The following is an 11,628-nucleotide window of genomic DNA, read 5'->3' as shown; positions in this document are numbered from 1 at the left end:
GCGCAAGCGCTTTGCCCCTTGGCTCTGGTGTGGGCGAAGCACCACGACGTTGACGTTGATTCTGATTTGACAAAGCAATAACTGATATTGCAGCCAGCACGCTTTGGGGCAAAAGTGCGTTAGCTTCAGACAATGGTGGTTCCAATGACCTGCGGTCAGCGTATGTGCAGACGCAACTGAGGCTCGCCGCGAGCACGTCCTCGTGGGCTCAACGAAAACGTCCTGTTTTCGAAGGCCTCAGCCGTATCTACACTGGTTTTAAAAGCGCAATCGTTTAGCATTTTAGTTTTTAGTTTTTAGTTTTTAGTTTTCAGTTTAAGACTAAAAAATTAGATAGTTAATCTATAGCTGACAAGTAACACCCATCTTCCCCGTTGGAAATTTTGCTGTTTAAATTTCGCCGGGGCGCTGAGGGTTCGACTCTTATGAAATCAAGAGCGGGTACAAGCGCTTTACCCCTTGGCTCAGGTGTGGGCGAAGCACCACGACCTTTCTTTTGATTTGGATTTTGATTTAAAAAAAGCAATAGCTGATAGATCAGCCAAATTGTTTTGGGGCATAAACAGCCCACTACTGCCTAAAGTGGCTCAATAACCTGTGGTCGTTCATTCGCATTCATGGGATGACGACATTTGGACATCCTGTGCGCTATCGCTATAGGCGATTCGATTTACCTTTATCCAAAGGTAAACACGTTTGGGTATTTCTTGATGAAGATTCACTGTTCCCCATAAAAAACAATCTTATAAAAGTTAAAGCTGAACTAGCGACAAAGCTAGTAATTTACTTACCAAAGTCTGTATAATCCGCAACAAAATAAACCCTATCGAGTCAGTAAAATAGTGTGAATTTACCACTAGAATAGATAGGGAAACCCTCTGTGACCTGCGGAATACAACTTAAATGAATAATCAAACCGAGCTTTATGATATTGGTGTGGTTGGCTTAGGCGTTATGGGTAAGAACCTAGCGCTCAATATAGCGGATAACCGATACCGAGTCGCTGCATTCGACCTTGATACTGCCAAGGTACAAGGCGTTATTAGACAAGAAGAATTAGAACGGATTAAATATTTAGATGATAGCGTTAAGCCACGTATCGATGGCTGTAATAATATTTCTGAAATGTTAGCTAAATTAGAAAAACCACGCATTGTATTATTGTCCGTTCCGGCGGGTTCACCTGTCGATGGTGTGTGTAATTCATTAATTGAAGCCGGTATTGAGTCCGATGACATCGTTATCGATACCGGTAACAGCCTTTGGACGGATACCGTTGAGCGTGAAAAACGTTACGCGGATGATTTCTTGTTCTTTAGCTGCGCGGTGTCTGGCGGTGAAGTCGGTGCCCGCTTTGGCCCTTCATTAATGCCTAGCGGCAGCTTAACAGCATGGAGCCGAATCGAGCCGATTTGGCAAGCAATCGCTGCCAAAGTTGATGCAAAAACAGGCTTGCCCATTGAGCGCTTCGAGCCTGGAAACCCCGTTAAAGAGGGTGAGCCTTGTACCACTTACATTGGTCCAGCAGGTGCCGGCCATTATGTAAAAATGGTTCACAACGGTATTGAATATGCCGACATGCAGCTTATTTGCGAGGCTTACCAACTACTACGTGACGGACTTGGGTATAGCCCCGCAGAAGTGGGTGAGGTGTTTGAGCGTTGGAATAAGGGCGAGTTAAATAGCTATCTAATGCAAATTAGCGCGGACGTGCTAAAGCAAGCCGATCCGTTAACAGGTGCTCCGCTAGTCGATATGATCCTTGATAAAGCGGGTCAGAAAGGCACCGGGCTGTGGACGGCTGTCAGTAGCCTACAGATTGGCTGCCCGGCGCCAACCATTGCTGAAGCGGTTTATGCGCGCGCAGTGAGTACTCAAAAAACACAACGGGTTACCTTGAGTAAAATACTTGCAGGGCCGAGCAAGACACATCTACAAGCTACAGATAAGCAGACTTTCATCAACCAGTTAGAAAATGCACTCTACTGCGCCAAAATATCGAGTTATGCCCAAGGCTTCCAGCTGATGGCAATGATGGCGAAAGAGCAAAGCTGGCAGTTAAATTTTGCGGAGATTGCTAAGATTTGGCGTGCAGGCTGTATTATTCGCGCCACCTTCTTACAGTCGATTACTAAAGCCTTTGAGCAAGAATCGGATCTGGAAAACTTGCTTATGGCGGATGTGTTTGCACAGGCATTGTCGCATAAACAAGGCGATTGGCGCATGGCGGTATCTCAAGCGGTATTAAGTGGTATACCGACGCCTTGCATCAGTTCTGCACTGGGATATTACGATAGCTACCGCTGTGCGACGCTGCCAGCAAGTTTGCTCCAAGGTCAGCGTGATTTCTTTGGTGCGCACACATTCGAGCGCACCGATAAGCCAGCGGGCGAGAAGTATCATCTTAACTGGAGCAGTGAACAGCGAACTTTGATTAAGGTTTAGTTAGTATCAGTAATAAAACCATGCGGCGCTGTCAGTAGCATGGTTTTTTCTATGGCATTTCATGCAGTTGCTAGCAGCGCAGCCACTTGAGCATGGTGGGGTAACCATCGCTATGGTTTGGGGCATGACAAAGGTCATAATAGACTAGCATAGGAAAACCAAATCCTTGTCCCTGACTAAAAGCTTCTATGTAATTCTGCGAAGCCCCTTTGTAGCCATCTTGGTGAAATAAAACCTGACTAGGAAGGCCAATCGATTGAAGTGCTGCCCAAGACCAAGCGATAGCAGCCATTTCATCAGCAGGAGAGTGACCTGCTGTGTATACATCACCCGATAACTCGCCTCTTGCGGCAAACTCTGTAACCGCGATATGGCCAGCCTCATGCAGCAAATCCCCAGGGTTTCTCAATTTTTCTTTATCGAAAATAAGCTGGCCTTTATCAATCAAAATACCTGGTAAAAAAGTAGCCTGCTTAATGCTATCTTCTCTAGCTTCAATTTCTATTTTTGCCAGAAAAGCTAATATCTTCTGTAAAGTCGTTAGGTCATCCATGAGTTTATCTCTAGGTCGTAAATATAGGCTTAATCGATTGATTATTTATCATAAAGCAGTATTTTAAATTTAGCTAATGTTCAACTGGCGGACTTAGTCAGTAGCTTCGATTTGGTGCTTAATCGCTGAAGCATAATGCTTGAGAATCGAGTTTGGCTACCAAAGAGCGAGTCTGTTCAAGGCAATTGCTAGTCGGTATCACATTGGAGTGATAGTGGATTAAATGGAGTTAAGTTAATGATGTCTATAGATGAAGTTAGCATGCATGTTGGTGCAATTTTAAACTCAAACCCGAGTGAGATTGGTGCAGTTAAGCAGAGTATAGAATCGCTAGCCCTCATTCTATCTGAGGCCAGTGGGGTTGACGATCTTAAAGAGGATGATATTGCTTTTGGAGAGAGTCTTACTGCATGTGGATTGGCCGTGTCACCTACGGTTGCAGCAAAATGCGCGCAGGATCTGCTTCGAACTCAACAATTTATCCAAGGGATAGAACAAGCAATAGCGGATAAAAGTTTGCATTGCACTGAAGTTAATATTCTATATGCAGGTACGGGACCTTTCGGACTACTCATCTTACCGCTGCTCTGCTATTACAAAGTGATTCATAGTCCAATTAGGCTAACCGTCACACTCATTGATATCCATAGGGTGTCAATTGATGGCATCACTAAAATAATTAATGAATTTGAGTTACAAGATTATATCAGTGAAATTATTGTTGCTGATGCTACGACATTTTACCCTCGAAAAGGCGTTGAGTTTGATTTAATTGTGTCTGAGACAATGAAAAATGCTTTAAAAAAAGAGCCACAAATTTTTATTTTTGCTCATCTACAGCAGTTTTTAAAGGCCGATGGTGTTCTGATCCCTGAACGCATTCAGTTGTCGGCATGGCTGACTCATATGGGGCGTGAAACTGAGCAGCTGTTTACAGCTACTCAATCGCCTTTAGCTGACACAGAATTATCCCCAATTTTAATGGGAACTGTCTACGAGTTAAATAAACATTCAGCACTTATATTGCAGCAGCAAGGCATAGACAGTTTGGCATGTGAGCTGACTATTCCTGACTGTGACAGTTGGTGCCGCGTTCTATACCCTGATTTTAAAATTTCAACTGAAATAACGGTTTACAAAGGCTTCGCCATCACTGAGCGGCAATCTGATTTGACGATCCCAGAGATCACAATTGAACATCGATTTGTGGCTGGTGAAAAAATATCATTCGATTATATAGCGGAACCAGAGTGGCATTTTCGTTGGCAAACTGAACAGCTACCACAATGTATTAGATTAGCTGATTATAGCGCGGTTGGTGATAAGGCTATTGTTGGCATTAAAAGGATCTGGCACAAGGCAAAGCTGGACTTAAAGGGAAGGTTAGATCCCACTGTAAAGGGTGAGGAGTGGCCCAATGACGTCGCTATAATGGATAGGCTCGGGTGTGGGATAGAAGAGTGGGTTAGTTTTGTCTATGCGAGTCAGACGTTTGCTGAGTTTGAGTTGTGGGTATGGCAAAGAACGACCAAGGTTGAGCAAGACAAAGCAGATGATGAGATGCTGGAAATACGCCCCAAAAAAGGAAGTGGAGAGTCTTTTGCAACAACCGATATCCTGTCAGTGGAGCAGTTACAGCAGTTTGATAGACAAGGTTACCTAATCGTCGAAAATGCTATCCCAGCTGAGCAATGTGAGACAACCTGCAACGCAATATGGCAGTTTCTAAATAAGCGTGCCGACGATATCTCATCTTGGACTGAGCCACATTCTCAGTGGCAGAAAACAATGGTACAGATGTTTCAGCACTCTACATTGACAGCTAATCGGAATGCGTCAATCATCAGCCAAGTTTACCAGCAGCTATATCGGCATTTTGGTATCAATCGCCGGTTGTGCACAACGACTGATAGGGTGGGCTTTAACCCGCCAGAAACTGAGTTATGGTCCTATCCTGGCCCATTGTTACATATAGATGTTGACCGTGCCAAAGCAACGACTTTTGGCTTACAAGGAATACTCTACTTAACCGATACCAAGGCCGAACAGGGGGCGTTTTGTTGCGTTCCTGGTTACCATAATAAGCTGAACGAAGTCGCTTCATCTCGCTTATTATCTGCAGCTGACGGCGATGATCCCTACCACTTCCCAAATCTCCATGGGACCGCTATTGCCGCAAAGGCTGGGGATCTTATTATTTGGCATCATGCTTTACCCCATGGAGGCAGTCCTAACAAGGCCAATACTCCTCGTATTGTGCAATATATAAACATCTATCCAGAGCAAGATAGAGGAGACTGCTAACTCCCCCCCAACTTGAATACGCTTAATGTCGTAGGAGGTTGACTTTCTGGTCATACTTTTGGTTGATTTTGTGGTTAGTGCGGCGCTCGCTGTGCTTGTACGTTGTACTTCTAGACTCGCCTGCAATAACTGGCTCGTCTAGAAGTAATAAAGTTAAATTGAACCCAAGGTTATTGTACTAAAGTATTACGAATTTCTGTTTGGCATTGTTTAAAGCAATATTAAAACAATCAATTAGGTATCTATAATAACGGCTGGAGTATGAAAATGTTCATTGCTTTGATGAGCGAAAAGCATGCTTCAGTTGATTTTTGGTTTGATTCATTAAACGGAATTGATGATGGAAAAATTACATTTTAATAACGGTTTAGCGCTAACCCCTTCGCGCTCAACAGATGCACCGTTTATTGAAGCGCTATTTCGCAGTACTCGTTCCTTTCTACTTAATGCAAGTACTAACACTGATTATGCCGAATCGCTGGTTGAGCAGCAACTATGTTGGCAGACTTCCGGTTATGGCCATCAATACCCAAATGCAATGACTTTTATCGTGCTGCATCATAGTGATCGCATCGGTCGAGCGGTTGTGGACTTTAGCGCAAATGTGGCCCATTTAGTTGATCTGATGTTTATCCCCCAAGCCCAAGGGAAGGGGCATGGTAAGTCAGTTGTCAACGCGCTACAGCAAGCAGCTGCAAAAGTGAGTGTGCCGATGACTTTAGTTGTCGATTTAAGTAATACCGCAGCCATATCGATGTACCGAAATCTCGGTTTTACAGTCGAGTCGGTAAAGTCGCCCTCTCAGTTAATGGTTTGGTATCCAACAAACTAGCAAGCTAAAAATAATTCAAAGAGGAGTTGGAACATGAAGCCGTTTACTTTCGAGAATATTAAGTCGTTAGTTGGCGAACAGTTTGTTGTTAAAGATCAACTGGGGAATCAACTACCCGCATCACTCACCCATATAACGGAATCTAAACGTGAGTCGACAACATCGTTTAGCGCTATTTTTGAGTTTGTAGCCGGTGGCTTGTTAGAAGATGGCGGCTATTATGTCGAACACCCAAAAATTGAAAGAAGTTACTTCTGTTTGTCACTTAATTCGTCAACAGAGTTTGAGATCTTAGTTAATTCATTAAAAGCATAAGACTACAAGGTTATATTTTACAAGCAGTAACAACCGAAACATTAACTGTTTATAAGGATATATTATGGCTGACCCGTTTATTGGAGAGATAAGAACTGTTGGATTTACTTTTGCGCCTAGAAATTGGGCTCTTTGCCGAGGGCAACTGATGGAGATCAGTCAGAATAGTTCTTTGTTTTCCCTGTTAGGGACTAATTATGGTGGCGATGGTCGGACAACTTTTGGCATAGCCGATCTGCGTGGCCGAGCTGTCATTGGTCAGGGCCAGCCTGTAGGCCAGAGTGATAGGCGTATCGGTCAGCTGGGTGGACGGCAGAGTATTACCTTGCAGTCCGCCCAACTTCCCTCCCACAAGCATACTCTCTATGCCAGCTCAAAAGAGGGCACCACCAGTGTTCCTAGTGATGCGGTACTTGCAACTGGCAGTGGTAGTTCTTCGGTTACGGTGTCTATTCCTGTAGGTATTCCTGTTAGTGGCCAGATAGGTTCAGGCCCAACGGCTGAAAAATTAGAAAACGGAAAGACCTCTGACTCCGCGACGGCTAGCGGTTCTGTGACAACTCAAATGTATACTACGCCGAGTAATCTGACTCCAATGTATGAAAATACCATTGGCAATACAGGTGGTGGTGCATTTATAGGGGTAGAGCAACCCTACTTAACGCTTAACTATATTATGGCGTTGGACGGGCTCTATCCGTCCAGAAGTTAGCTTGAAGTAAAAAGTTTTGAACCTTAATCGTTAACACATGGAAGTGCGTCCGTTATGAGTAAACTACTCCTGTCCGTTTTGTCATTTGCTAAGCAGCTAGGCTGTTCAGTGCTACTGCTATTATCATTTTTCAGTATTTCAGCTAATGCTGCCACGAGTACCATCTTAGCTGATGTCGGCGGTATTACCGGCCCACAGAAGTCTTTTTCAGTTACCAGTACTTATCATGGCAATTTTGACTTTAAATGTACCGATGACACCGACAGCGTAGCGTTTACTGCGTTAACCGATTGTGCGACAGGTACTATAGCTGGTTTTTACGGTGCAAATGAGTACGATCCTATTAACGGTACTGATCCAGGAGTTGCAATCTATAGCGCTGATGGTGGAGATTGGTTCGTTGCTATCTGGGTCGTCCTTAGGCAGCAATCTGGAAACGAGTTTGATTTTGATAGCTTTGAAATTGCGGAGATCTCTGGGGTTGTCGATACTTTAGAGATTGTTGGTTATCGGGATGGTGCAATAATTGCGAGGGAGCAAGTATCAATTAACGTCGGTGGGCTACGTATTCGAGCCGATACATTGGTTAATTTACCCAATGATTTTGATAATGTTGACGAAGTTAGGATCCGGCAAGCCACTGTGTTTCCTGATTACCCAGACGCTAAGGGGTTTGCTGGGCAAAAATTTCATGATTTTATAATAAATGATGCCCCTGTTGTTAATATCGCTCCGACTATTACAGTTGATGACGCAACAGCAAGCTACACTGAAAATGCGACCGCCACTCAGATTGATGCCGCTGCAACGCTGTCTGATGCCGACGGTGACACCGACTGGAATGGCGGTACGTTAGAGGTACAAATAACGGCCAACGCTGAAGCTGCCGACGAAATAAGCTTAAGTGATTTAGATGCAGACGGCACAGCCATCACTGTTTCCGGCACAAACATTTTGGCTAACGGTACAGATATTGGTGACTTAAGTGTACCTGGCGCAGTGGTGACCCATGGCGCAGCCTTAACCATTACTTTTGATAGTGATGCCACCAACGCAAATGTACAGGAAGTGCTGCAGTCCTTGCGCTATCGAAATACCTCAGATAGTCCGGGTACCAATAATCGCACTATCACTTTTACCGCGACGGATACCAATGCAGCTGCAGTAAACGATACTCGCAGTATTTCTGTTACTGCAATGAATGACGACCCAATACAAAGCGGGATATTACCCACAGATCTAGTTGTAAGTGAAGATGTGACAGGTAATTTGGATTTAAGCGCTGTCAGCCTTAGTGACGCAGATGCTGCCAATATTACACTGACGTTGAGCGTTACTGGTGGCGTATTAACCGTGAGTGATGGTGCAAGTTACAGTCTCAATATTACAGGTTCTGGCACCACTGTAGTGTCGATATATGGTGCACCAGCTAGTATAAATGGCTACTTGGATACAGCCACGAATATAAAGTTTCTCGGTGCTGCCAATGCTTCCGGTGATAACGCTGGAGTATTAACTCTAGTTGGAAACGACGGTGGTCATAGTGGTGCCGGTGGTGGCAGTAATATTTCTTTCGGCGCTATTAATATTGATATCGCAGCTCAAAATGATGCGCCAGTGGATATTAGTTTAAGCGCAACGAGCATTAATCAAAGTTCAACTGGGGTGGGCACTCAAATTGGATTGCTCAGTGCGGTAGATATCGATAGCGGCAGCTTTACCTTTAGCTTAGTTGCTCAAGGCACCTCTGTTAATGGCAGTTGTGGCGCTGGTAACGATGCAAATAATGGCATATTTCAAGTCACAGGCTCTGCTTTTGAAACTCAATCGGTAACAGCGGCGGGCAGTTACAAAGTCTGTTTGCAAGTCAGTGATGGTGCGACCAATTACCAAGAGGCGTTTGGCATAACTGTTATCGATAACGGTGCGCCTGACGTCACTATTAGTGGTGCTTCGGGTAATATCAACGCCGCCTTTATCGCGAGCTTCAGCTTTAGTGAATCGGTGACAGGTTTTGTGATTGGTGATATTTCGGCAAGCAACGCATCTGTCACCAACTTCAGTGGCTCAGGCGCAAGTTATAGTGCGCTGATCACACCAACGGCCGCTAATGTGACGGTAGATGTTGCAGCAGGTGTTGCTAAAGATGCCGCGGATAACGGCAATACAGCGGCAACGCAACTGAGCGTTAATTATGATGCCGGTAAGCCAAGCGTGGCGATTTCAGGTGCTAGCGGTAATATCAACGCCGCCTTCACGGCAAACTTCAGCTTTAGTGAACTGGTTACTGGGTTTGTGATTGGCGATATTGCAGTGAGCAACGCATCTATCACCAACTTCAGTGGCTCAGGTAGTAGCTATAGCGCAACCATTACTCCAACTGCTGCAGGTAGCGTGACAGTAGATGTGGCCGCAAACGTAGCAATCGACTCTGCCAGTAACGGCAATACTGTGGCGGCGCAGTTAACCGCGACCTATGATGTCAGTAAGCCAAGTCTTACGATCACAGGTGCTTCGGGTAATATTAACGCCGCCTTTACCGCAAGCTTCAGCTTTAGTGAGTCGGTGACTGGTTTTGTGATTGGTGATATTTCGGCAAGCAATGCATCGGTCACTAACTTCAGTGGTTCAGGTAGTAGCTATAGCGCAACCATTACCCCTACTGCTGCAGGTAGCGTGACGGTGGATGTGGCCGCAAACGTAGCAATCGACTCTGCCAGTAACGGCAATACCACCGCGGCGCAACTGACCGCAACTTATGATCCCAGCCAGCCAAGTCTTACGATCACAGGTGCTTCGGGTAATATTAACGCCGCCTTTACCGCAAGCTTCAGCTTTAGTGAATCGGTTACTGGTTTTGCGATGGGTGATATTTCGGCAAGCAACGCATCGGTCACTAACTTCAGTGGTAGCGGCGCAAGTTATAGCGCAACCATTACTCCAACTGCTGCAGGTAGCGTGACAGTAGATGTAGCCGCGGATGTAGCAATGGACTCGGCCAGTAACGGTAATACCGCGGCGGCGCAGTTAACCGCGACTTATGATGCCAGCCAGCCAAGTGTGACGATTTCAGGTGCCAGCGGTGATATCAATGCCGCCTTTACTGCAAGCTTCAGCTTTAGTGAATCGGTTACAGGTTTTGCGATGGGTGATATTGCAGCTAGCAACGCATCGGTCACTAACTTCAGTGGTAGCGGCGCAAGTTATAGCGCAACCATTACTCCAACTGCTGCAGGTAGCGTCACAGTAGATGTGGCCGCGAATGTTGCAATGGACTCAGCCAATAACGGCAATACCGTCGCGGCGCAACTGACCGCGACTTATGATGTCAGCCAGCCAAGTCTTACGATCACTGGTGCTTCGGGTAATATTAATTCCGCCTTTAGCGCAACATTCAGTTTCAGTGAATCGGTTACAGGTTTTGCAATTGGCGATATTTCGCTATCCAATGCATCTGTCACTAACTTCAGTGGTAGCGGCGCAAGTTATAGCGCAACCATCACCCCGACAGCCGCGGGCAGTGTGACGGTGGATGTGGCCGCGGATGTTGCAGTGGACTCGGCCAATAATGGCAATACCGTGGCGGCGCAGTTAAGCGCAACTTATGATGCCAGCCAACCAAGCGTGACGATTTCAGGTGCCTCGGGTGACATTAATGCCGCCTTTAGCGCAAGCTTCAGCTTTAGTGAAGTGGTTACTGGTTTTGATGCTGCCGATATTTCGGTATCCAATGCAAGTGTTTCAAGCTTTAGTGGCTCAGGTGCAACATATACGGCACTAATCACCCCGACAGCCGCAGGTAGCGTCACGGTCGATGTGGCCGCGAATGTTGCAATGGATTCGGCCAATAACGGCAATACCGCAGCGGCGCAGTTAACCGCGACTTATGATGCCAGTCAGCCAAGTCTTACGATCACAGGTGCTTCGGGTGATATCAACGCCGCCTTTACCGCGACCTTCAGCTTTAGTGAATCGGTGACAGGTTTCGATGCTTCCGATATTTCGGTATCCAATGCCAGTGTTTCAAGCTTTAGTGGCTCAGGTGCAACATATACGGCACTAATCACCCCGACAGCCGCAGGTAGCGTCACAGTGGATGTGGCCGCAAACGTAGCAATGGACTCTGCAAATAACGGCAATACCGCAGCGGCGCAGTTAACCGCGACTTATGATGCTAGCCAGCCAAGTATTGCGATCACTGGTGCCAGCGGTGATATTAATGCCGCCTTTAGCGCAACATTCAGCTTTAGTGAAGTGGTTACTGGTTTTGCGATTGGCGATATTTCGGTGAGCAATGCTTCGGTCACCAACTTCAGTGGCTCAGGTAGCAGCTATAGCGCAACCATTACACCGACAGCTGCAGGTAGCGTGACAGTGGATGTGGCCGCAAACGTAGCAATCGACTCGGCCAATAACGGTAATACCGCGGCGGCGCAGTTAACGGCGACTTATGATGCCAGCCGACCA

7 protein-coding genes are annotated in these 11,628 nt (G+C 46.0%); 6 read left to right on the top strand and 1 reads right to left on the bottom strand.

The window, feature by feature from the left end:
- The first annotated feature begins 903 nt into the window (after window positions 1-903).
- Entirely contained in the window at window positions 904-2,445 is a 1,542-nt protein-coding gene (gene gndA / locus L2755_RS21245) for an NADP-dependent phosphogluconate dehydrogenase (protein ID WP_248982646.1), read from the top strand.
- A 70-nt stretch (window positions 2,446-2,515) separates the two neighbouring features.
- On the opposite strand, the gene L2755_RS21240 is transcribed toward gndA, so the two are convergent.
- The gene (locus tag L2755_RS21240) at window positions 2,516-2,998 is read right to left on the bottom strand and encodes a hypothetical protein (RefSeq protein WP_248982645.1); all 483 of its coding nucleotides are present in this window, start codon (window positions 2,996-2,998) and stop codon (window positions 2,516-2,518) included.
- 237 nt (window positions 2,999-3,235) lie between these two features.
- Here L2755_RS21240 and L2755_RS21235 point away from each other — a divergent pair, with 237 nt between their 5' ends.
- The 5 genes from L2755_RS21235 to L2755_RS21215 all read left to right on the top strand — a co-directional run.
- Window positions 3,236-5,302 (top strand): phytanoyl-CoA dioxygenase family protein, encoded by a 2,067-nt coding sequence (locus L2755_RS21235; RefSeq protein ID WP_248982644.1) that lies wholly within the window; start codon window positions 3,236-3,238, stop codon window positions 5,300-5,302.
- A gap of 340 nt (window positions 5,303-5,642) precedes the next feature.
- Entirely contained in the window at window positions 5,643-6,134 is a 492-nt protein-coding gene (locus L2755_RS21230) for a GNAT family N-acetyltransferase (RefSeq protein ID WP_248982643.1), read from the top strand.
- Between the two features lie 33 nt (window positions 6,135-6,167).
- Window positions 6,168-6,449 (top strand): DUF6916 family protein, encoded by a 282-nt coding sequence (locus L2755_RS21225; RefSeq protein ID WP_248982642.1) that lies wholly within the window; start codon window positions 6,168-6,170, stop codon window positions 6,447-6,449.
- Between the two features lie 64 nt (window positions 6,450-6,513).
- The gene (locus tag L2755_RS21220) at window positions 6,514-7,161 is read left to right on the top strand and encodes a phage tail protein (protein ID WP_248982641.1); all 648 of its coding nucleotides are present in this window, start codon (window positions 6,514-6,516) and stop codon (window positions 7,159-7,161) included.
- 54 nt (window positions 7,162-7,215) lie between these two features.
- Window positions 7,216-11,628 (top strand): beta strand repeat-containing protein (locus L2755_RS21215; RefSeq protein WP_248982640.1); only part of this gene is annotated, 4,413 nt, incomplete at its 3' end.

This window comes from Shewanella abyssi (assembly GCF_023284025.1).
GTDB lineage: Bacteria > Pseudomonadota > Gammaproteobacteria > Enterobacterales > Shewanellaceae > Shewanella > Shewanella abyssi.
Note: the sequence above shows the minus strand (reverse complement) of the source record. Positions and strands in the feature narration are given on the sequence as shown.